The following is a 20,976-nucleotide window of genomic DNA, read 5'->3' as shown; positions in this document are numbered from 1 at the left end:
ACCCTCGCCCGAGACTCCCAGCGGCCGCCCATCATGATCACCCTCTACCAGTTTCCCGCCGCCTTCGGCGTGCCCAACATCAGTCCCTACTGTCTCAAGCTGGAGACCTTTCTGCGCCTGAGCGGTCTCGAGTATCAGGTGTACAACGTGCGCGATCCGCGCAAGGCGCCGAAGGGCAAGCTGCCCTTCATCAAGCTGGACGGCGAGGTGATCGCCGACTCGGCGGTCATCCAGCGGCGGCTGGGCGAGCGTTACACGCTGACCCTGGACGATCATCTGGACGCCGCTGGCCGGGCGCGGGCACTGGCCATCATACGGCTGTGCGATGAGCATCTGGCCGTGCTGCTGATGTATTTCCGCTGGCTGGACGAGGAGGGCTGGCGGCAGATCCGCGCCAGCTTCTTCGGCAACCTGCCCGCCTTGCTACGCCTGCTGTTGCCGCCGCTGGTAAGGTGGCAGATGAGCCGCGCGCTCTGGGCCCAGGGCCTGGGGCGGCACAGCCGCGAGGATCTGCTGGTCTTTGCCCGCGAGGACCTGCAGGCGCTCGCCGACCTGCTCGGCGAGGCGCCCTTCTTCGGCGGCGAGCAGCCCTGCAGCGCCGATGCGGCAGCCTACGGCATTCTCGCCAACCTGCTGCTGTGCCGCCTGGACACCCCGCTGAACCGCCTGGCGCGCGAGTTCCCGCCGCTCGCGGCTTACTGTGAGCGGTTGCGCGCGAGGGTCTGGGGATGACTGCGGAACTGTCCAGACCCTGGTTCGTCTACCTGATACGAGTCGCCAACGGCGCGCTCTATTGCGGCATCAGCGACGATCCGCAGCGGCGCTTTGCCATGCACCAGAGCGGCCGCGGCGCACGCTTCTTCCATACCAGCCCGGCCCGCGAATTGGCCTATGTGGAGGCCTGCGCCGACAAGGGCGCCGCCCTGCGCCGCGAGCGGGCGATCAAACGCCTGGCCAAGTCGGCCAAGGAAGCCCTGGTGGCCGCTGGCGCCGCTGAGTGTCTGTAGCCCCTATCCACCTCCCAGAGGAAGCCGTGATGCACGAAGCTGTCCTGCACCACTACCCGAGTTCGCCGTTCGCCGAGAAAGTGCGTCTGATCCTCGGCTTCAAGCAGCTGTCCTGGCGCTCGGTGACCATTCCACGGGTGATGCCCAAGCCGGATCTACTGGCCCTGACCGGCGGCTACCGGCGCACCCCGGTGCTGCAGATCGGTGCCGACATCTACTGCGACAGCGCGCTGATCGCCCGCCGCCTGGAGACGGAGAAGGCATCGCCGGCGCTGTTTCCGGAAGGGCAGGAGTTCAATGTCGCCAGCCTCGCCGCCTGGGCTGACGGACCGCTGTTCCTGCATGCGGCGAGCCTGGCCTTCCAGCCCGAGGCCGTCGTCCAGCGCTTCGCCCAGTCGCCGCCGGGATCGCTCAAGGCTTTCATCAATGACCGCGCCGCCCTGCTCAGCGGCGGCATCTTCGACCGCCTGCCACTGGAGCAGGCCCGTCAGCAGTGGCCGACCCTGATGGCGCGGCTGCAGCAGCAGCTGGCGCGCGCGGACGGCGATTACCTGTTCGGCGAGCCCTCGCTGGCCGACTTCGCCGTGGCCCATCCGCTCTGGTTGCTGCGCGCCATGCCGATCACCGCCAAGCTGGTCGACGCCAGGCCGGCAGTGGCCGCCTGGCTCGACCGAGTGCTGGACTTCGGCTATGGCTCGTTCAGCGAGCTGTCCGCCGCCGAGGCCATCGAGATCGCCCGCGCGGCGACCCCGGCGCCTTTGCCGTCCGAGCCCAGCATCGAGGCGAACAGCTGGCGCATCGGCCAGCGGGTGGCTATCGCCGCTATCGACTACGGTGTCGACCCGGTGGAGGGCGAGCTGCTGCATGCCGGGCTCGAGGAGCTGATCCTGCGCCGTGAGGACCCGCGTGCCGGGTGGCTGCACGTACACCTGCCGCGCCAGGGGTTTCGCGTCGAGGGCCGCTGAGCCCGGGTTCAGGCGCGCTTCAGCTCCTCCGCCGTGAACGGCGGCGGCCGGCTATTGGCTATTCCTTATCCTTGCGGCGCTTCAACTGATCCTTCAGTTGACTCGGTAGCTGGCGGATGGTCAGGGTGTCGTGCTCCTCGTCGTAGTCGATCCGCGAGCCGAGCAGGTGCGCCTCGAAGCTGATCGACAGGCCTTCGGCGCGCCCGGTGAAGCGGCGGAACTGGCTGAGGGTGCGCTTGTCCGGAGGGATTTCCGGCGACAGACCGTAGTCCTTGTTGCGGATGTGTTCGTAGAAGGCCCGCGGGCGCTCCTCGTCGATCAGCCCGGACAGCTCTTCCAGGGCGATCGGCGTGCCGAGGCGGGCCTGGGTGCTGGCGTAGTCGACTAGCGCGCTGGTCTTCTCGCGAGCCTCCTCCTCGGCCAGCTCCTCGCTCTCGACGAAGTCGCTGAAGGCCTTGAGCAGGGTGCGCGTCTCGCCGGGCGCGTCGACGCCCTCCCGGCAGCCGATGAAGTCGCGGAAGTAGTCCGAGACCTTCCTGCCGTTCTTGCCCTTGATGAAGGAGATGTACTGCTTCGATTGCTTGTTGTTGCGCCACTCGGAGAGATTGATACGCGCCGCCAGATGCAGCTGGGCGAGGTCCAGGTGCTTGGCCGGAGCCACGTCCAGCGTCTTGGTGACAGTCACCCCCTCGCTGTGGTGGAGCAGGGCGATGGCCAGGTAGTCGGTCATGCCCTGCTGGTAGTGGGCGAAGAGCACATGGCCGCCGGTGGAGAGGTTGGACTCCTCCATCAGCGTCTTCAGGTGTTCCACGGCCTCGCGGGTGAAGGCGGCGAAATCCCGGGCACCGTCCAGGTAGCCGTTCAGCCAGCCGCTGAAGGGATAGGCGCCGGACTCTTCCTGAAACAGCCCCCAGGCCTTGCCCTGCTTGGCGTTGTAGCTGTCGTTGAGGTCAGCGAGCAGGTTCTCCAGGGCCTGCGACTCGGCCAGCGCCGAATCGCGGGTATGCAGCACGGCGGGGCTGCCGTCGGGTTTCTTGTCGATCAGGTGAACGATGCAGTGGCGTATCGGCACGGCGGTCTCGGGCGAGGAAAAGGAGTGCGGAAGTTTACCCGAGGCGCTGCGTGGGTGCGGGGCGATGCCCAAGCAAAAGCGGCATGGGCGTCTGTCGAGGGATTGGCTGGGGATGGTTCAGACGCATGGCCCGGCCCGCGCCCTATCAGTGCGCATTCGAGCGGGCCGCGCTTCAAGCAGTGCGAAAGCCCGCCATTCTGCAGGGTCTTCGCCTTCTATCTTCTTCTCTTCCGGCTTGCCAACCCGCCCTGCTCCAGCCTTTGCAAGCGCTGCCAGGCCTGTTCTTGCGCAGCGATCTCCTGCCGGTCCCACAGATCGTTCTGTGGGCCGTCAAATTCATGCGGCACCCTCGCCCGCATCCATCGATTCAGGTACAGCCTCCGGCCAACCAGGGCACAGCCCAATAGTGCAAGGAAAAGTGTGGTGCTGATTGTGAACATCGGTTGCTCTCCATTGCGTGATTATCTGTAACTGTAGCAGGCGATCGCAGTGGGCTCGGCTGATGAAGCAAGGCAAGCGCATGAACCACTTTCTTCCCTCTCCCATTCATGGGAGACGACTGCATGGATGCAGGAGGTAGGGCGACGCAGGAGGCCAAAGCCGAGGGGGCGGGGGAGAGGGCAAATGAGCAACAATGGCCTGTTTTCCCTCTCCCCAGCCCTCTCCCGCACGCGGGAGAGGGCGTGAATGGCTGCATCTGCCCCTTCTGCTATTGTCCTGGCTGATGGAGGGGCAATGGGCACAGGTTCAAGCGGATGTTTCGATGGAGTTGAGGTAGCGCAATCTTTCCACCAGCGCCGGTAATTCGCGCATGTCATGCAGCAGGTGTTCGACGCCCAGTTCGCGCAGGATCTCGCCCTGCTCGGGGGGGATGTGGCTAGCGCCGAGGAAGCCGATCACCTGCATGCCGGCGGTCAGGGCTGCAGTCGCTCCGGTAGCGCTGTCTTCGACGACCAGGCACCGCTGCGGCGTCACGCCGGCGGTACTGGCCGCCAGCAGGTAGACGTCCGGCGCCGGCTTGGGACGCTTGACGAGGTCGGCGCTGAAGACGCCCACGTCGACCCGCTCGGTCAGTCCGGTACGCCGCAGTGCATGTAGCACTGCCTCGTGCTGGCTGTTGGAGGCGATCGCCAGGGGCAGGTCGATCGCGCAGAGTGCCTCGCGCACGCTGGGAATGGTCTGCACTTCGGCGCGGATGATCGCCTCGGCGCGATGGCGCACGTTGGGATGGAAGTCCTCCGGCAAGTCGAGGCCGAAATGCGCGGCGGCCCGGGCGATGATGTCGCGGCTCAGCAGGCCGAAGGTGCCGGCGAGTTGCATGTCCAGCTCATGCTCCGGCACCAGTGCGGCAAGCGCCTCGCGAATCACTCGGCCGGTGATGATTTCGCTGTCGATCAGTACACCGTCGCAATCGCAGATCAACAGGTCGATGTGGCTGGTTCGGGTCATATACGCAGGCCTCTTTGCTTGTTTTTGCAAGGTTATAAATGGTCCATGCATATAACTCGGCCAGGGGGGCATTGCGCAAGGCTCCGCAGACAGCAGGGCGGCGAGGGGCCCTCCCGCCTACGACTGACGCTGCTCTTGCTGGAGCGCCTCGTTTTCCTTGGCGAGCCCGCGCAGCCGCTCGATCATGTAGCGCACATGCAGGTGCAGGGTGTACAGCTCGTGGGAGTAGGATAGCGGTAGCTCGACCCGGCCCAGCGCCTTTTCCATTTCCCTGAGCTGGGCGATTTCCTCCTTCTCATGACCGCTGATGCTGCCATCGTGGATTCGCGCGTCGATCTCGTGCAGATGGCGGTACCACTTGTAGGTCCGCGCGCGCATGCGCCATTCGTAGAGCGGCGAGACCAGCTTGCCGAGCGGCAGCAGGATGGCGAGGAGGGGGATCAGCAGCACGATGTAGCGGTCGACCACCGAGGCGATGCGAAACGGCAGGAAGCGCTGCAGGTAGGGCAGGCCGTTGCGATGGTAGCTGTCGGCCTCCTTGGTCAGGGCGAAGCCGCCGGGCTCTGCTCGGGGGAAGCTGCCCGGCGGGTCGATCAGGCTGCCCGGCTGCAGTATCCGGCGCGAGCTTTCCAGCAACAGCGGCGTCAGTGCCGGATGCAGGCTGCGGTTGGCGACCAGGGTAGCCACCGGCGACAGGGTGGTGAGCGGCCGGTCGGGGCTGTTGCGGACCAGGTCGAGCAGCCCCTCCGGCAGGGACAGCGCCTTGAGGAAGGGAAAGTGCGCCTGGTAGGCCGCAGCGCGCCGCAGGTCGGCCAGCCGCAGGCCAGGATTGCGCGCTAGTTCCTGGATCAGGGGATTTTCCGGCGGGCCGATGAAGAAGGCCGCCTCCAGGCTGCCGTCGTTCAGGGCGGCGCTCGCCTGCCGGCTGGTCAGCGCCAGCCAGCCCGGCTCCCGCTCGATGCCGTTGGCGGCGAAGAGGCTGGCGACCACCGCCTGGGTGCCGCTGCCGTCCTGGCCGATGCCGACCCGCCTGCCGCGCAGCTCGGCCAGCTCCCGGATATCGAGGTCGCGGCGCTGGAACAGCCACAGCGGCTCTTGGTAGAGCGCGCCGAGTCCGCGTAGACGCTGGCGTTCCTCGGGTGCCAGCTGCAGTTCGGTGCCGCTCTGCACCAGAGCGATCTGCACCGGGCTGTCCTCGGCGAGCAGGCGCTCGAGGTTGTCCGGCGAGCCGGCCGTAGTGATCAGCTCCAGCTCGATGCCTTCCTCGGCCAGGCGGGCCTTCAGGCGCTGGCCGAAGGCATGGTAGCCGCCGCCCTCGGAGCCGGTGGCCAGGCTCAGGCGGGTCGGCGGGGCCGGGTCGAGGGTCCAGAAGAACAGGCCGCCGATCAGCGCCAGTACCGGAATCAGCCAGAGGTGGGCCTTGAGGTAGATCTTCAGATCGTGGGCGCGGGTCATGGGCAGCTACCGTGGCTACGGGGGACGCGGCGTCCCCGCCCAATCACCATAGCCAAGCAGCCGGGCGAGCGCCGGTGTGCTGCCCGTTCAGCGCGCCCACGGCGGGCGGGCGGCGAAGGACTCGACCAGGTAGTCGAGCATTACCCGGACCTTGGCCGGCGGGCGGCGGTCGGGTGGGTAGAGGGCGTGGATACCGCCCAGGGGATGAGCCGGGTGGTCGAGCTCCAGGGTCAGCAGTTCGCCACGCTGCAGGGCGTCGGCGACGATGAACAGCGGCTGGTAGATCAGTCCCTGGCCGCCGATCGCGGCAGCCAGCAGGGCATCGCCATTGTTCGCCGTCAGATCGCCGGAAACCGCCATGCGCACACCACCGTCGCGACCGAAGGCCCATTCCCGGCTGCCGCCCCAGGACGACAGGGTGTAGCCCAGGCAGTTGTGCTGGCTCAGCTCGGCGACCCGCCGCGGCACGCCGCGCTGGTCAAGGTAGGCCGGCGCGGCGCAGACCAGCATCGGGCAGTCGCCGAGCCGGCGCGCCTGCAGCGGGCTGTCGGCGAGCCGGCCAATGCGCACGGCCAGGTCCCAGCGGCCTTCGATGAGGTCGACCTGGTTGTCGGTCAGGCCCAGCTCGACCCGCACCGCCGGATGGCGGCGGGCGAAGGCTGGCAGCAGCGGGGCGATGAAGCGGTTGCCGAAGCTCAGCGGCACGTTCATCCGCAGCAGACCGCTGGCCTCGACGCGCTGCGAGACCAACGTCGCCTCGGCCTCGTCGAGTTCCGCGAGGATGCGTTGGCAGGCCTCCAGGTACTGGCTGCCGGCTTCGGTGAGTGTCAGGCGGCGGGTGCTGCGCTGGAACAGCTTGAGGCCGAGGCGCCGCTCCAGGGCGTCCACGTGCTTGGTCGCCATGGCTGGCGACATCTCCAGCTGGCGAGCTGCGGCGGATAGGCTGCCGGCGCTGGCGGCGCGGACGAAGACGCGCATGCCGGTGACGCGGTCGAGCATGGTCATTTCCTACTTATGGTGAGAGCTGCTGCTGCGAGTTGGCAGATTATCCGTTCGCAGGCGCAGGTCCATACTCGTTTGCCATCCGCCGCCGAGGAGCGTTCCCATGTCCGCCCGCGAAAATGCCCTGCTGCCGACCCTGTTCGTGCCCCACGGGGCCGGTCCCTGCTTCTTCATGGACTGGAGTCCGCCGGATGCCTGGAACGCCATGGCCGCCTTTCTCAAGGGCGTGGCGGGCAGCCTGCCGCAGCCGCCGCGGGCCATTCTAATGGTCTCGGCACACTGGCTGGAGCCGGAGTTCACCGTCACTAGCGCCACCCAGCCCGGGCTGATCTACGACTACTACGGCTTTCCACCACACACCTACGAGCTGCGTTATCCCGCTCCTGGTGCGCCGGCGCTGGCTGCGCAGATCATCGGACTGATCGGCGCGGCAGGCCTCGTCGCCCGGCAGGATGGGGGGCGCGGCTTCGACCACGGCATGTTCATTCCGCTGAAGCTGATGTTTCCCGCTGCCGACATCCCCGTGGTGCAGCTGTCGCTGCGCCGGGACCTAGACCCGCAGGCGCATTTGGATGCCGGCCACGCGCTGGCGAGGCTGCGCGGCGAGGGCGTGCTGATCGTCGGCAGCGGCATGAGCTTCCACAACATGCACGGCTACGGCGATCCGCGTTTCGGGCCGGTTTCCGACGAGTTCGACCAGTGGCTGACCGCCACTGTGGAGGCCGAGCCCGCGCAGCGCGAGGCGCGTCTGGCGCGTTGGGACGCGGCGCCGGCGGCGCGGCTCTGCCATCCGCCGCGCGCCGAGGAGCATCTGCTGCCGCTCCTGGTGGCCGCTGGTGCGGCAGCCGAGGGGCGCGGGCAGCGGGTGTTTTCCGGCCGGGTGCTGGAAACCGCCCTGTCCGCCTTCCGTTTCGACTAATCACAGCACACACAAGGAGATTGCCCCATGATCATCGACCTGTCCGGCAAGACCGCCATCGTCACCGGCTCTACCGGCGGTATCGGCCTTGCCATCGCCCAGGGGCTGGCCAATGCCGGGGCCACCGTCGTCATCAACGGCCGTGAGCAGAGCCGGGTCGATGCGGCGCTGGCGCTGCTGCGCGGGACGAAAGGCGGTGCGTCGGCCCGCGGGGTGGCCACCGACCTGGGCACGGCCGCCGGCTGCCGGGCACTGATCGCCGCCGAGCCGGAGGCGGACATCCTGGTCAACAACCTTGGCATCTACGGCGCCAAGGAGTTCTTCGAGATCGGCGACGAGGAGTGGGAGGAAATCCTCCAGGTCAACGTGCTCAGCGGCATACGCCTGTCGCGCCATTACGCCAAGGGCATGCAGGCACGGAGCTGGGGGCGCATCCAGTTCATCTCCAGCGAGTCGGCGCTGAACATCCCCTGCGAGATGGTCCACTACGGCGTCAGCAAGACGGCGCTGCAGGGGGTATCGCGCGGGCTGGCCAAGGTGCTGGCCGGCAGCGGGGTGACCGTCAACTCGATTCTGCCGGGGCCGACCCGCACCGAAGGGGTCATCGCCTTCATCGGCGAGATGGCCCGGCAGGAGGGCGTCACGCCGGCGGAAATGGAGCAGCTGTTCATCCAGCGGCATCGGCCGTCGAGCCTGCTGCGCCGCTTCGCCACCCCGGAGGAGGTCGCCAACCTCTGCGTCTACGCAGCCTCGCCGCAGGCCAGCGCCACTACCGGCGCGGCGCTGCGCGTGGAGGGCGGAATCGTCGAGAGCATCGCCTGAGTCCGAGGGGCGGGCGAGCGTTCCGATCACTCTTTCAAACGCTACAGGAGAAAGACCATGCTCGATTCGGCCATGCGTTATGGATATATCACCCGCTTCTTCCACTGGTTGATGGCGTTGCTGATCGTCCAGCAATTCCTCAAGCTGGGCGATCGTGTCAGCGAGGGTGAGCATTGGCTCGGCGAGACCTTCGGTCCCTGGCATACCTCCATCGGCGCGTTGCTGCTGGCGCTGGTGGTGCTGCGCCTGCTCTGGGCGGGGGCTCAGCGGCAACGGCGCCCGCTGCCCGAGAGCTTGCCGCTGCTGGTCAAGGCCGGGCATGGCCTGCTCTACACCTGCATGCTGCTGATGCCGGTTACCGGCATTCTGTACATGCTCGGCAAGGGCTACGGACTCAAACTCTTCGGCGTCCAGCTGGTTGCCAGGAGTGGCGTGGAAACCGGCTGGCTCGCTGCCTTGGGTAGCCTGCATTCGCCCATCGCCTGGCTGTTTCTGGTGCTGATTCTCGGGCATGTCGCCGCCGCACTGTTCCATCATTTCGTCAAGGACGACGACACCCTGCGGCGCATGGCCGGCTGAGCCGAAGCGGAGGGCGGCCCTGCCAGTGCTGCCCTCTCCGCGCTTGCCAGCCCGGTCGCGGAAGTGCCATGGTTCGCCGCTTTCCTTTCCGGACGACGGACCGCCATGCGCCTGCTACACACTTCCGACTGGCATCTCGGCCAGCATTTCATGGGCAAGACCCGCCAGGCCGAGCACCAGGCCTTCTGCGCCTGGCTGATCGAGCAGGTGCGCGAGCACGCGGTGGACGCGCTGATCGTCGCCGGCGACGTGTTCGACAGCGGCGCGCCGCCCAGCTACGCTCGCGAGCAGTACAACCGCTTCATCGTCGCGCTGCGCGAGACCGGTGCCCGGTTGGTGGTGCTCGGCGGCAACCACGATTCGGTGGCCATGCTCGGCGAATCGCGCGGCCTTCTGGCCTGCCTGGACACCTGGGTGGTTCCGGGGGTGGCAGCGGACCTTGCCGAGCAGCTCCTGGTGCTGCCGCGGCGTGACGGTACGCCGGGGGCGCTGCTCTGCGCCATCCCCTTCGTCCGCCCCCGCGACGTGCTGCGCAGCGAGGCCGGGCAGAGCGCCGAGGACAAGCTGCAGGCGCTGCAGGAGGCGATCCACGCGCACTACCAGGCGCTGTTCGCCCTCGCCGAGGCGCGCCGCGACGTACTGGGCAGCGCACTGCCGATCCTCGCCACAGGCCATCTGACCACGGTCGGCGCCAGCGCCAGCGAGTCGGTGCGGGAAATCTACGTCGGCAGCCTGGAGGCCTTCCCCACCGCAGCCTTCCCGCCAGCGGCCTACATCGCCCTCGGCCACATCCACCGCCCGCAGAAGGTCGGCGGGCTGGAGCACATCCGCTACAGCGGCTCGCCGATCCCGCTGTCCTTCGACGAGGCGCGCCAGCAGAAGGAGGTGCTGCTGGTGGAACTGAACGAGGGTGTCCTCGCGGCGGTGACGCCGCTGCCGGTGCCCTGTTTCCAGCCGCTGCTGACGGTGCACGGCTCTCTTGATGAGCTGGCCGGCGCCATCGCCACGGCAGCCGGGCAGGGCAGCGCCGAGCGGCCGGTATGGCTGGAGGTGCAGGTCGCCGCCGACGAGCATCTGCCTGACCTGCCGGCGCGCGTCGCCGCACTCTGCGCGGGCCTGCCGGTGGAGGTGCTGCGCATCCGCCGTGAGCGCGCCGGTACCGCCGCCGGCCTGCAGCGTGAGGCCCGGGAAACCCTCGACGAGCTGAGCCCCGAGGAGGTGTTCGCCCGGCGCCTGGCCGGCGCGGAACTGGACGAGGTGCTGAGCGAGCCTCTGCACGGACTCTATCGCCAGGTGCTCGACGAGCTGTGCGAGGGCCAGGCATGAAGATCCTCAGCCTGCGCCTGAAGAACCTCAACTCGCTGAAGGGCGAGTGGAAGATCGATTTCCGCGAGGCACCGTTCAAGGATAACGGCCTGTTCGCCATCACCGGGCCGACCGGCGCCGGCAAGACCACCCTGCTGGACGCCATCTGCCTGGCCCTCTACCACCGCACACCGCGCATGGACCGCTTGTCCAAGGAGTCCAACGAGCTGATGACCCGGCACACCGCCGAATGCCTGGCCGAGGTGGAGTTCGAGGTCAGGGGCCTGGGCTACCGGGCCTTCTGGAGCCAGCGCCGTGCCCGCGACAGGGTCGACGGCGCGCTGCAAGCACCCAGGGTGGAGCTGGCCGCGGCGGACGGGACCATCCTCACCGACAAGGTCGGCGACAAGCTCCGCCAGATCGAGACACTCACCGGCCTGGACTTCGAGCGCTTCACCCGCTCCATGCTGCTGGCCCAGGGCGGTTTCGCCGCCTTTCTCGAAGCCGACGCCCGAAGCCGCGCCGAATTGCTCGAGCAGCTCACCGGCACCGAGATCTACGGGCGGATTTCCCAGCGGGTCTATGCCCACGCCAAGCAGGCGGGCGAGGCGCTCGAGCTGCTGAAGGCCCGGGCCGGCGGCGTCGAGCTGCTCGGCGAGGCGCAACACGGCGAGCTGGCCGCCGAGGCCGCCGCCCTGGCCGCCCAGGAGGCGCCGCTGCGGGGGCGCCAGGACGAATTGCAGGCTCAGCGCCAGTGGCTGGACCGGCTGGCCCAGGCCGAAGGGCGTCATGCGCAGGCCAGCCAGGCCTGCCAAGCGGCCGAGCAGGCCCTGCAGAAGGCCGCGCCGCAACTGGCGCGGCTGGCCGCCAGCGAGCCGGCGCTGCGCCTGCAGCCGACCCATCAGGCCTGGCAGCAGGCCCGGCAGCAGCTACTGCAGGGCGAGCGCAGCCGCGAGCAGATCCTCGCAGAGCACCAGCAGGTCTTGGCGGAGGTCAGCTTGCGGCTGTGGCAGGCTAGTCAGGCCAGCCGGCAGATCGCCGAGGCCGCCCGGGCGAAGGAGTCCGCCCTGCGGCGGCAGGTGCGGGAGCTGCAGGAGCGGCTGGCCGCGCAGCCACGGCATGCCGAGCTGGGCGAATGCCTCGGCGCCTGGCGCGGACAGTTCGCCAACCTGCGCCAGTGGCGCACGGAAATCGCCGAACTCGCCGGCCGGCGGCAGGCCGAGCAGGCTGCACTGGTCGGGCTGGCCGGCCGGCTGGACAGTCAGACTCGCCAGCTCGACGCGACGCGCAGCCAGCTGGCGGTAGCCCGCAGCGCCGAGGGCGACTGCCGCCACCGGCTGGGCGCCCTGCTCGATGGCCAGGGAGAAGGGGAGCTGCGCCAGTACTGGCAGCGGCTGCTCGGCCAGCGCAACCTGCTCGGCCAGCTGGAGCAGATCGCTCTGGACCTCGACAGGCTCGACGCTCGGCTGGTCGCCGCCGATCAGGCGCGCGCCGAGCGGCTGATGCGCCAGGCGGAAAGGGCCGAGCAGCGCGACAGGCTGCGCCAGCGCTTTCTCGAGTTCAAGCAGCAGATCGCCGACAAGCAGAAGTTGCTCGAGCAGGAGACGCGCATCCAGGCGCTCGAGGCCTATCGCACCCGGCTGCAGCCCGACGAGGCTTGCCCGCTGTGCGGCTCCCGCGAGCATCCGGCGATCGCCGCCTATCAGGCGCTGGATGTCTCCGCCACGCAGCAGGCCCTGCAGGAGAAACAGGCCGAGCAAGATACCGTGCGCGCGGAGGGCGAGCGCCTGAGCGCCGAACTCGCCGCCCTCGACGCCGAGCTGAAGCAGGTGCAGCAGCGCCTGGAGCAGGGCCGGGCCGAGCGCGAGCAGCTGATGCAACGTTGGCAACGCCTCGTCGGCGACCTGGACGAACCCCTGGCCGGTCCGCAGGCGCTGGCTGGCCGGCAGCAGCAGCTGGACGAGCGCCTGGCCGCCAGCGAGCAGCGCCTGCAGCAGCTGGACGGCCTGAAGACCGCGCTGGAAGGTGCCCGCAACCAGCGCCTGGCGCTGGAGCAGCAGTGCGCCGACGGGGAGCGCGAGTTGGCCCTCCTGCAGGAGCGTCGGCAGGGCGGCGAAACCGGGCTGCAGAGTCTGGCCGACCAGCTGCGCCAGCGCGAGGCGCTGCTGCAGCAGGGCGGGACGCTCCTGGCCGGGGAGCTGGCGCTCTTCGGGCATGCTCTGCCGGCCGACGATGCTGCCTGGCTCGCCGCGCGCGAGGCCGAGTGGCGGGCCTGGCAGGAGGACCAGGAGCGTCTGCGACAGCTGGAGTGTGAGCTGTCGGTCCAGTGCGGCGCGGTCGAGGCCGCAGAGGAGCAGACCGCGCTCTGGCAGCAGCGCTGGCAGGAGCTGGGCGAGGTCGGACGGCCGGTGCTGGTGGTCGACGATCCTCAGGCGGCACTGGACAGGGCGGAAGCCGGTCTGGAGGCCGCCCGGCGGCTGGCCGACGGGCTGGGCGGCCGGCTGCAGTCGCTGGACGAGGCGCTGCAGGGACAACGCAGGCAGCTCGAGGCCCGCACCGGCGACTGGCAGGCGCAGCTGGCACAGAGTCCCTTCATCGACGAGGCGGCCTTTATTGCCGCGCGGCTCGACGAGGCCGAGCGTGGCGCGCTGCAGGCACTGAAGGCCCGCCTGGAGCGGGCGCAGACCGAGGCGCTGGCGCTGCTCGCTGCCGCCGAGCAGGCCCTGGCCGGGCTGCGTGCCGACTCGGCCACCGGGCAGTCCGCCACCGAACTGGAAGAGCAGCTGCAGGTCCTGGGCGAACAGCTCAAGGCACTGCACCAGCGCCAGGCCGAAGTGGCTACCCGGCTGCGCGCCGACGACGAACGCCGGCAGAGCCAGCAGGCATTGTTTGTCGAGATCGCGGCGCGCCAGGGCGAGTACGACCTCTGGCAGCACCTCAACGGGCTGATCGGGTCGGCCGATGGCGCCAAGTACTGCAAGTTCGCCCAGGGTCTGACCCTCGACCATCTGATCTGGCTGGCCAATCGCCAGCTTGCCCGCCTGCACGGCCGTTACCAGCTGGCGCGGCGGGTCGACGGCGAGCTGGAGCTGGAAGTCGTCGACACCTGGCAGGGCGACGCGGCTCGCGACACCCGCACCCTGTCCGGCGGCGAGAGCTTCCTGGTCAGCCTGGCGCTGGCCCTGGCGCTGTCCGATCTGGTCAGCCACAAGACCAGCATCGACTCGCTGTTCCTCGACGAGGGCTTCGGCACCCTCGACGGGGAAACCCTGGAGGTTGCCCTGGATGCCCTGGACAGCCTCAACGCCAGCGGCAAGACCATTGGCGTGATCAGCCATGTGGAGGCGCTGAAGGAGCGCATTCCGGTGCAGCTCAGGGTGAGCAAGGGGGGGGGCATGGGCTACAGCACCCTGGAGCGGCGCTTCGCCGTGCCTTGAGTCAGGTTCTGCAGAGATGGCGTGAAATATGTCTGGAGCCGGCCCGGCACCGCGAATTCGCAGGGCCGGCCGGTTCATCGCACCAGCAGCGGGCATTGCTGGCCTGTCGCGGAACCGTAACCAAACTTCTGTAAATAGCTGCAATCGCAACGCGGAGCCCTGTGGTATGTCCACCCTGACTGAACTCGTCCAACAGATCGCCCAACTCTATCCCCTCGAGGACAAGCGGGGCGGCAAGCGCTATCGCGTGGTCACCGAGCTGGCGGGGATGACCGAGCTGGAGGAGGTCGGCGGCGCGCCACGCTATATCCGCACCGCCGAGCTGAAGGATCGCCGGCTCTGGATCCATGCCGCCGACAGCTGGCCCGAGCGCCGCCGGCGCGGCGGCCAGCGCTGATGCTCAGGCCGGGTGTTGCGGCTGCAGCAGCATGCGGGTGATCCGCCGCTCCTTCACTTCGCTGACCTGCAGCCGCCAGTCGCGGTAGGTCAGCTCGTCTCCGGTCGCCGGCAGGCGGTCGAGCAGGCTCATGGCCAGCCCCGCCAGGGTCTGGTAGTCGTCCGTGCCCTGGGCTTGGAAGCCCAGGCGCTTGCCGAGCAGTGCCAGGCTGATGGCGCCATTGACCTCGTAAATCCCGTCGCGCTCGATTACATCCGGCCCTTCCATCTCGCTGGCATCCGGCAGTTCGCCGGCGATCGCCTCGAGAATGTCGGTGAGGGTCAGCAGGCCCTCGAAGTGGCAGAACTCGTTGACCACGAAGGCCACATGGGTGGAGGCCTGGCGCATCTGTTCGAGGGCATTGAGCACTGAACAGCCGTCCGGCAGGTTGAGCGGCTGGCGCACCAACTGCTCGATATCCGGATGCTCGCCCTGCAGCAGCGTGCGCAGCAGTTCCTTCTTGTGCACATAGCCCAGGGGCTCGTCGATGGAGGCGGTGCGCGCCACCACCAGCCGCGAATGGGGCGAATCCAGCAGTTGCTGCCTGATTTGCGCCTCGTCGGCGTCGAGGGCGATGTGATCCACCTGCATGCGGTCGGTCATCGCAGTGGCAATGGGCCGCTCGGCCAGATGCAGCACGCCGCTAATCATCACCCGTTCACGGCGGCCGAATGGCGCAGTTTCACCCGCGTTGCCCTTGAGCATGTCGGCGATTTCCTCGCCGACCTCCTCGGCCTCCATCTGGTGCCCGCCGAGCAGGCGTAGCACCGCATGGGAGGTACGCTCGCGCAGCGTGTGCCGGCCCCGCAGCTGTTTCTTGCGGCGCCAGCGAGCCAGCTGGTTGAACACTTCGATGAGGATCGAGAAGCCGATCGCCGCGTACAGGTAGCCCTTGGGAATATGGAAACCGAAGCCCTCTGCGGTGAGGCTGAAGCCGATCATCATCAAAAAGCCCAGGCACAGCATGATCACCGTCGGGTGGGCGTTGACGAAGGCGGTCAGCGGCTTGCTGGCGGCGATCATCAGGCCGATGGAGATCACCACGGCGAGCATCATGATCTCGAGATGCTCGACCATGCCGACAGCAGTTATCACCGCATCCAGGGAGAACACCGCGTCGAGCACGACGATCTGCGCCACCACCGGCCAGAAGCGAGCGTAGGCGCGGCTGCCGGACTGCGCATGGGCGTGGCCTTCAAGGCGCTCGTGCAGCTCCATGGTGGCCTTGAACAGCAGGAACACGCCACCGAACAGCATGATCAGGTCGCGCCCGGAGAAGCTCTTGCCCAGTATCGAGAGCAGTGGCTCGGTCAGGGTCACCAGCCAGGAGATGCTGGCCAGCAGGCCCAGGCGCATGACCAGCGCCAGCGACAGGCCGATGATCCGCGCGCGGTCGCGCTGCTGGGGAGGCAGCTTGTCGGCGAGGATGGCGATGAACACCAGGTTGTCGATGCCAAGTACGATCTCCAGCACGATCAGGGTTAGAAGACCCAGCCAGGCCGTGGGATCAGCAAGCCATTCCATGGGCGGTCACCTTTGTTGCGATATGGGAGAAGAGGGGGCTTGCAGCCTTCCGGCGTGGGAGGGGCGCGAGCGGGCGGGCAGTGATGAGGTGCTCGTTCGGGGTGAAAGAGCGAGGCTGGCCCGCTGAGGAAGAGTGCCGCCCTGCGGGAAGGCAGGGCGGCTGACGACAAGCGTTGTCCATGTGCGACCGATCAATATTGAAGTGTGCGCATTCTACGCCATCGACGCAGTACCGCTAAGCGCGCAAACGTAATGCTTCTTGGCAGGGCAGGTGCGCCTGGCTAGCGGAGCGCTGGCCAGCGTTCTTCCCGCCAGCGACGCCGGGCTTCGGCGTCGAGGAAGGTCCAGGCGACGAAGCGGCTTTGCTTCTGTCCCTGGGCCATGGGCACCACGCGCACCTCGCAGGCCCCGGCCTTTTTCAGCGCGGCCTGGGCGGCGGGCAGGTTGGCCGTCTTGGAGATCAGGCTGCTGAACCAGTACACCTGCCCGGCGAATTGCGCGCTTTCCGTGATCATTCGCCCGACGAAGGCAGCCTCGCCGCCGGGGCAGTGCAACTCGGCGCCCTGGCCGCCGAAATTCAGCAGCGGCAGCTTGCGCCTGGGGTCGAGCTTGCCGAGGTTGCGCCATTTGCGCCGGCTGCCACGAGTGGCTTCCTCCGGCGAGGCGTGGAAGGGCGGGTTGCAGAGGCTCAGGTCGAAGCACTCGTCGGTCTGCAGCAGGCCCTGGAAGATGTGTGTGGGATCGGCCTGGCGGCGCAGCCGGATGGCCTCGACCAGGCCCTCGTTGGCGCGGACGATGGCCTGCGCAGAGGTCAGGGCGGCCGGGTCGATGTCGGCGCCGAGAAACCGCCAGCCGTACTCGCGGTGGCCGATCAGCGGGTAAATGCAGTTGGCGCCGACGCCGATGTCCAGCACCTGCAGCGCCGCGCCGCGCGGGATGGTGCCGCTGTTGTCGGCGGCCAGCAGGTCGGCCAGGCCATGCAGATAGTCGGCGCGGCCGGGAATCGGCGGGCACAGGTAGCCGGGCGGGATGTCCCAGTGGCGGATGCCGTAGTGGTCGGCGAGCAGGACGCGGTTGAGGGTCTTCACCGCTTCCGGATTGGCGAAGTCGATGCTCTTCTTGCCGTAGGGGTTGAGGATGACGAAGGCGGCGAGCGCCGGGTGGCGGCGGATCAGCGCGGAAAAGTCGTAGCGGCCCTGATGGCGGTTGCGCGGGTGCAGCGGGCTCGGGCGTTGTGGCTGCGGTGCCGGGGGATGGGGCTTGCTGGGCATTGCAGAAGGCTGGCAGTGGGCTGGGCGCTGATTGTCCCACAAGTCGGGCTGGCGCGCGCCCGGCGCCGCTACTCGGCGGGCCGGCGCTCTCTCAGCCAGTCGGCCAGCCGATCGGCGGACAGCGGTCGCGAGAGCAGGAAGCCCTGGGCCACCTGGTAGCCCCGGTGGGTGAGCAGGCGCCGCTGCTCCTCGCTCTCCACCCCTTCGGCGAACACCGCGATCCGCAGGCTGTCGCCGATGCGCATGGCCGCCTCGGTCAGGGCGCGGGTGATCTCGTCATGTTCCAGATCGCGAACGAAGCTGCGGTCCAGCTTCAGGGCGCGGATCGGCAGGTGGCGCAGGTAGCCGAGGCAGGAGTAGCCGGTGCCGAAGTCGTCGACGGTCAGGCCGATGTCCATGGCCTGCACGGCGTGCAGGGTCTTCAATTTGTTCGGATTGCCGCCCCGCAGTACGTCCTGGGTGATTTCCAGGTTCAGGTCGGCCGGCTGCAGGACATGGTGCTGCAGGGTATCGGCGATCTGCCGGGGCAGCTCCAGGTTGTGGAAGCTGTTCGACGACAGGTTCACCGAGACGGCCGGCACCTCGAGCCCTGCCTCGCGCCACGCTGCGAGCTGCCGGCAGGCCTCTTCCAGCGCCCAGCGGTCCAGTTCGCCGACCAGCCCGCATTCCTCCGCTAGGGGAATGAAGCGGCTCGGCGGGATGCTGCCGAGCTGCGGATGCGTCCAGCGGGCCAGGGCCTCGACGCCGCACAGTCGGCCGCTCTTGAGGTCGATCTGCGGTTGGTAGTGGAGCTGCAGCAGTTGCTGCTGCAGCGCTTCGCGCAGGGCCGCCTCGAGGGTCCGGCGCTCCTGGGCCTGGCGGTTCATCTCCTCGCTGAAGAAGCTGAACTGTCCGCGCCCGTTGCTCTTGGCCTGGTACATGGCGAGGTCGGCGTAGTGCAGCAGGGTTTCAATATCCTCGCCGTTGTCCGGGAACTGGCTGATGCCGATGCTGGCCGATGGCATGAGGGTCGCCCCAGCGATCTGGCAGGGCGCCGACAGCTGCTTCTGGATGCGCCGGATGGTTTCAGCCGTCTGCCGAGGGTCGCAATCGGTGAGCACCACGACGAATTCGTCGCCGGACAGGCGGCCGACGATGTCGGCGGCACGCAGTTCGCCGCGCAGGCGCTGTGCGACGATGCGCAGCATGGCGTCGCCGGCCGGATGGCCGAGGGTGTCGTTGACCTGCTTGAAGCGGTCCAGGTCGAAGAACAGGACGTTCAGCGCCGTGCGGTTGCGCTTGGCCCGGGCGATCGCCTGGCCGGCCTGGACCAGCAGCAGGCTGCGGTTGGGCAGGCCAGTGAGGGTGTCGTAGAAGGCCAGCTGGCGAAACCGGTTGTGGCTTTCCTCGCGCTCCAGGATCAGCAGGCGGCAGTGTTGCCGTTCGGCCTCCTCGCGTTCGGCCTGGGCGCTGACGTCGATGGCGATCTTGACGATGCGTTTCAGGTGTCCGCTGGCGTCGAGAAGGGGGATATAGGTCGCCTCCAGCCAGAGGCACCGGCCGTCGGCGCTCGCGTAGGGGTAGCGGCCGCTTGCGGAGCGGCCCCGGCCCAGCCAGGCCCAGAGGCTGTCGAAACCATGCAGGTTGGTCGGGTCGGGCGCGCAGAGTTGCTGGTGCCGATGGCCATCGATGGCCTCCGCGGTGTAGCCGAAGATCTGCCGGTACTTGCCGTTGGTGCGCAGGACGTGACCGTCCGGGGCGAACTCGGCGATGGCCATGGCGTGCTCGAGGGCGGCGAGCAGTTCCAACTGCTCGACTGACGGCTGGGAAAAGGAGGATGAGTGCTGCTTCATTCTTGTCTGCAATTCCGGCATCGGTCGACGGGAGTCTTCCCGTCGTGCGACGCGCACCTGGATTCGGCGCGCAGGCTCGAACCGGGGGCGTGGCCTGGCAATCCTGCGACTGGAGTGAGTTGGCACGGCCATTCGCGGGGCCGGCGGCGGGAGGATGATGCCATGCCACAGGATACATGCGTCATCCTGATTTGTGGCGCTTTGCTATCACCGCTCCGCAGTTTGTCGGGATGTGAAGCGTGCACGCTTTTGGGGCCGATATTGCGCGGGCTTGCACAGCCGGCGATGCCCATCCGTGGGCAGGATCGGAAGGCGGGGTGCCGGCACGGCTCCGGCCGGTACCCCGCGGCTCGCCTCAGGACAGGGCGAGCAGGACGATGTAGGTCGCCGCGCCGGCGGTGTAGCCCAGGAAGGCCAGCAGGCTGATCCGCTTGAGGTACCAGATGAAGCTGATGCGCTCCATGCCCATGGCCGCGACGCCGGCCGCCGAGCCGATGATCAGGGTGCTGCCGCCGGTACCGGCGCAGAAGGCGAGCAGCTCCCAGAAGGTGCCGTCGGTGACAAACTGGGACAGCCAGGTGGTTTCCCCGGACGCGGTGGCTGCCAGGCTTTCCGGGCTGACCAGGGGGTACATCTTCATCGCCCCGGCCACTAGCGGCACGTTGTCTACCACGGCGGAGAGCAGGCCGATCGCATAGTTGATGGCGTAGATGTTGCCCAGCGACTCGCGCAGGGCGGTGGCCACCTGGGTCAGATGGCCGGCGGTGGCCAGGCTGGAGACCGCCAGCAGGATGCCGAGGAAGAACAGCACGCTGGGAGTGTCGACCTTGCGCAGCACACCGACCACCGAGAGCGGATGCTTGTCCTCGGCGTTCTTGTGGCGGTGGATGATCTCGGTGGCGATCCACAGCACGCCAAGGCCGAGCAGGATGCCCATGTACGGCGGCAGATGGGTGACGGTCTTGAACACCGGCACGAAGAGCAGGGAGCCGAGGCCAAGGCCCAGCACCAGGTTGCGCTCGAAGGGCGTGGTCGGGTCGCGGCGGCTTTCCGGGGTTTCCAGCGGGCGCGGGCGGGGCGCCTCGCCCTTCAGGCGGAAGCTGAGGATCAGCAGCGGCACCAGCAGGCAGATCAGGCTGGGCAGGAAGAGGCCGGTGATCACCCCGGAGGTGGTGATCTGGCTGCCGATCCACAGCATGGTGGTGGTCACGTCGCCGATCGGCGACCAGGCGCCGCCGGCGTTGGCGGCGATCACCACCATGCCGATGTAGAGGGCGCGTTCCGGCCGGCCGCGGACCAGCTTGCGCAGCAGCGAGACCATGACGATGGTGGTGGTCAGGTTGTCCAGCACGGCGGAGAGGAAGAAGGAGAGGAGGCCGATGATCCACATCAGATGCACGCGCTTGCGAGTCTGGATGCGGTCGGTGATGACCTTGAAGCCTTCGTGGGAGTCGATCAGCTCGACGATGGTCATGGCGCCGAGCAGGAAGAAGAGGATTTCCGAGACTTCGCCAAGGTGATGGCGCAGTTCCGTGACGACTGTGCCAGTAACGTCGGCGCCGTGGCTGGCGCTCTCCACGAGCGGCAGGATGTGCTCCGCACCCAGCACCAGCACGGTCCAGGTGAGAACCGCAGTGACGATGGCCGAGGCGGCCTTGTCGATTTTCAGGGGATGTTCAAGGGCTATGCCTAGATAGCCTATGACGAATATAACAGCCATGAGGGCGTACATCGGAGACTCCACAGGTTGAGAAAAAACATGCGAGCCGCCAGGCGGGCCGGCTTCCGAAGTCTGTGGGAGCCGCGGCGATGGGAAAAAAGACAGGGGAGACTGGAGCGGCTGCTACCTGCGTCTGGCGAGCGGCAGTGTCCTTGCGGACCACAGGGCGTGGCCGCGTTGT

General features: G+C 68.1%; 17 protein-coding genes. 9 read left to right on the top strand and 8 right to left on the bottom strand.

Annotated elements, in window-relative coordinates:
- Positions 1-33: 33 nt before the first annotated feature.
- Genes ACYVD0_RS16370 through ACYVD0_RS16360 form a run of 3 tightly spaced genes read left to right on the top strand, consistent with a single transcriptional unit; the run spans position 34 to position 1,972 of the window.
- Positions 34-732: a glutathione S-transferase family protein gene (locus ACYVD0_RS16370; protein WP_460427796.1), complete on the top strand. Its 699-nt coding sequence runs from the start codon at positions 34-36 to the stop codon at positions 730-732.
- Positions 729-1,007 carry a GIY-YIG nuclease family protein gene (locus ACYVD0_RS16365; RefSeq protein ID WP_460427795.1) on the top strand — a complete coding sequence of 93 codons (279 nt, stop codon included), beginning with the start codon at positions 729-731 and terminating at the stop codon, positions 1,005-1,007. Before ACYVD0_RS16370 ends, ACYVD0_RS16365 begins: the two co-directional genes overlap by 4 nt.
- A gap of 29 nt (positions 1,008-1,036) precedes the next feature.
- The gene (locus tag ACYVD0_RS16360; RefSeq protein WP_460427794.1) at positions 1,037-1,972 is read left to right on the top strand and encodes a glutathione S-transferase family protein; all 936 of its coding nucleotides are present in this window, start codon (positions 1,037-1,039) and stop codon (positions 1,970-1,972) included.
- Positions 1,973-2,030: 58 nt separating this feature from the next.
- Here the strand turns inward: ACYVD0_RS16360 and yejK are convergent, their stop codons facing one another.
- The 4 genes from yejK to ACYVD0_RS16340 all read right to left on the bottom strand — a co-directional run bounded on the left by yejK (position 2,031) and on the right by ACYVD0_RS16340 (position 6,947).
- Entirely contained in the window at positions 2,031-3,044 is a 1,014-nt protein-coding gene (yejK, locus tag ACYVD0_RS16355) for a nucleoid-associated protein YejK (protein ID WP_460427793.1), read from the bottom strand.
- A gap of 747 nt (positions 3,045-3,791) precedes the next feature.
- Positions 3,792-4,493, bottom strand: a complete 702-nt coding sequence (locus ACYVD0_RS16350) for an HAD family hydrolase (protein WP_460427792.1) — start codon at positions 4,491-4,493, stop codon at positions 3,792-3,794.
- Between the two features lie 117 nt (positions 4,494-4,610).
- Positions 4,611-5,948, bottom strand: a complete 1,338-nt coding sequence (locus ACYVD0_RS16345; RefSeq protein ID WP_460427791.1) for a TAXI family TRAP transporter solute-binding subunit — start codon at positions 5,946-5,948, stop codon at positions 4,611-4,613.
- An 87-nt stretch (positions 5,949-6,035) separates the two neighbouring features.
- Positions 6,036-6,947, bottom strand: coding sequence for a substrate binding domain-containing protein (locus ACYVD0_RS16340; RefSeq protein ID WP_460427790.1), 912 nt, complete (start codon positions 6,945-6,947; stop codon positions 6,036-6,038).
- A 106-nt stretch (positions 6,948-7,053) separates the two neighbouring features.
- On the opposite strand from ACYVD0_RS16340, the gene ACYVD0_RS16335 reads away from it, so the two are divergent.
- From ACYVD0_RS16335 to ACYVD0_RS16310, 6 genes are all read left to right on the top strand, one after another.
- A complete protein-coding gene (locus tag ACYVD0_RS16335; RefSeq protein WP_460427789.1) occupies positions 7,054-7,869 on the top strand; it encodes a DODA-type extradiol aromatic ring-opening family dioxygenase in 816 nt (271 codons plus the stop codon).
- Between the two features lie 27 nt (positions 7,870-7,896).
- On the top strand, positions 7,897-8,691 hold the full coding sequence (locus ACYVD0_RS16330; RefSeq protein ID WP_460427788.1) for an SDR family NAD(P)-dependent oxidoreductase: 795 nt from the start codon (positions 7,897-7,899) through the stop codon (positions 8,689-8,691).
- Positions 8,692-8,748: 57 nt separating this feature from the next.
- Positions 8,749-9,270 (top strand): cytochrome b, encoded by a 522-nt coding sequence (locus ACYVD0_RS16325; RefSeq protein WP_460427787.1) that lies wholly within the window; start codon positions 8,749-8,751, stop codon positions 9,268-9,270.
- 105 nt (positions 9,271-9,375) lie between these two features.
- Positions 9,376-10,596 (top strand): exonuclease SbcCD subunit D, encoded by a 1,221-nt coding sequence (sbcD, locus tag ACYVD0_RS16320; protein ID WP_460427786.1) that lies wholly within the window; start codon positions 9,376-9,378, stop codon positions 10,594-10,596.
- Positions 10,593-14,012: an AAA family ATPase gene (locus ACYVD0_RS16315; RefSeq protein WP_460427785.1), complete on the top strand. Its 3,420-nt coding sequence runs from the start codon at positions 10,593-10,595 to the stop codon at positions 14,010-14,012. Before sbcD ends, ACYVD0_RS16315 begins: the two co-directional genes overlap by 4 nt.
- A gap of 166 nt (positions 14,013-14,178) precedes the next feature.
- Positions 14,179-14,409, top strand: a complete 231-nt coding sequence (locus ACYVD0_RS16310; protein WP_460427784.1) for a hypothetical protein — start codon at positions 14,179-14,181, stop codon at positions 14,407-14,409.
- Positions 14,410-14,412: 3 nt separating this feature from the next.
- Here ACYVD0_RS16310 and ACYVD0_RS16305 read toward each other — a convergent pair whose 3' ends face one another.
- From ACYVD0_RS16305 to nhaD, 4 genes are all read right to left on the bottom strand, one after another.
- Complete coding sequence (locus ACYVD0_RS16305) at positions 14,413-15,972, bottom strand: TerC family protein (protein WP_460427783.1); 1,560 nt, start codon at positions 15,970-15,972, stop codon at positions 14,413-14,415.
- Positions 15,973-16,253: 281 nt separating this feature from the next.
- A complete protein-coding gene (gene rlmF, locus ACYVD0_RS16300) occupies positions 16,254-17,243 on the bottom strand; it encodes a 23S rRNA (adenine(1618)-N(6))-methyltransferase (protein ID WP_460427782.1) in 990 nt (329 codons plus the stop codon).
- 68 nt (positions 17,244-17,311) lie between these two features.
- Positions 17,312-19,075: a putative bifunctional diguanylate cyclase/phosphodiesterase gene (locus ACYVD0_RS16295; RefSeq protein WP_460427781.1), complete on the bottom strand. Its 1,764-nt coding sequence runs from the start codon at positions 19,073-19,075 to the stop codon at positions 17,312-17,314.
- A 355-nt stretch (positions 19,076-19,430) separates the two neighbouring features.
- A complete protein-coding gene (nhaD, locus tag ACYVD0_RS16290) occupies positions 19,431-20,807 on the bottom strand; it encodes a sodium:proton antiporter NhaD (protein ID WP_460427780.1) in 1,377 nt (458 codons plus the stop codon).
- Between the last annotated feature and the right edge of the window lie 169 nt (positions 20,808-20,976).

This window comes from Azotobacter armeniacus, from assembly GCF_054779355.1.
Note: the sequence above shows the minus strand (reverse complement) of the source record. Positions and strands in the feature narration are given on the sequence as shown.

What these genes read in the sequence shown, in the direction of transcription:
- ACYVD0_RS16370 (WP_460427796.1), top strand. Translation starts at nt 34, where the DNA reads ATGATCACCCTCTACCAGTTTCCCGCCGCCTTCGGCGTGCCCAACATC.
- ACYVD0_RS16365 (WP_460427795.1), top strand. Translation starts at nt 729, where the DNA reads ATGACTGCGGAACTGTCCAGACCCTGGTTCGTCTACCTGATACGAGTC.
- ACYVD0_RS16360 (WP_460427794.1), top strand. Translation starts at nt 1,037, where the DNA reads ATGCACGAAGCTGTCCTGCACCACTACCCGAGTTCGCCGTTCGCCGAG.
- ACYVD0_RS16350 (WP_460427792.1), bottom strand. Translation starts at nt 4,493, where the DNA reads ATGACCCGAACCAGCCACATCGACCTGTTGATCTGCGATTGCGACGGT.
- ACYVD0_RS16345 (WP_460427791.1), bottom strand. Translation starts at nt 5,948, where the DNA reads ATGACCCGCGCCCACGATCTGAAGATCTACCTCAAGGCCCACCTCTGG.
- ACYVD0_RS16340 (WP_460427790.1), bottom strand. Translation starts at nt 6,947, where the DNA reads ATGCTCGACCGCGTCACCGGCATGCGCGTCTTCGTCCGCGCCGCCAGC.
- ACYVD0_RS16335 (WP_460427789.1), top strand. Translation starts at nt 7,054, where the DNA reads ATGTCCGCCCGCGAAAATGCCCTGCTGCCGACCCTGTTCGTGCCCCAC.
- ACYVD0_RS16330 (WP_460427788.1), top strand. Translation starts at nt 7,897, where the DNA reads ATGATCATCGACCTGTCCGGCAAGACCGCCATCGTCACCGGCTCTACC.
- ACYVD0_RS16325 (WP_460427787.1), top strand. Translation starts at nt 8,749, where the DNA reads ATGCTCGATTCGGCCATGCGTTATGGATATATCACCCGCTTCTTCCAC.
- sbcD (WP_460427786.1), top strand. Translation starts at nt 9,376, where the DNA reads ATGCGCCTGCTACACACTTCCGACTGGCATCTCGGCCAGCATTTCATG.
- ACYVD0_RS16315 (WP_460427785.1), top strand. Translation starts at nt 10,593, where the DNA reads ATGAAGATCCTCAGCCTGCGCCTGAAGAACCTCAACTCGCTGAAGGGC.
- ACYVD0_RS16310 (WP_460427784.1), top strand. Translation starts at nt 14,179, where the DNA reads ATGTCCACCCTGACTGAACTCGTCCAACAGATCGCCCAACTCTATCCC.
- ACYVD0_RS16305 (WP_460427783.1), bottom strand. Translation starts at nt 15,972, where the DNA reads ATGGAATGGCTTGCTGATCCCACGGCCTGGCTGGGTCTTCTAACCCTG.
- rlmF (WP_460427782.1), bottom strand. Translation starts at nt 17,243, where the DNA reads ATGCCCAGCAAGCCCCATCCCCCGGCACCGCAGCCACAACGCCCGAGC.
- ACYVD0_RS16295 (WP_460427781.1), bottom strand. Translation starts at nt 19,075, where the DNA reads ATGAAGCAGCACTCATCCTCCTTTTCCCAGCCGTCAGTCGAGCAGTTG.
- nhaD (WP_460427780.1), bottom strand. Translation starts at nt 20,807, where the DNA reads ATGTACGCCCTCATGGCTGTTATATTCGTCATAGGCTATCTAGGCATA.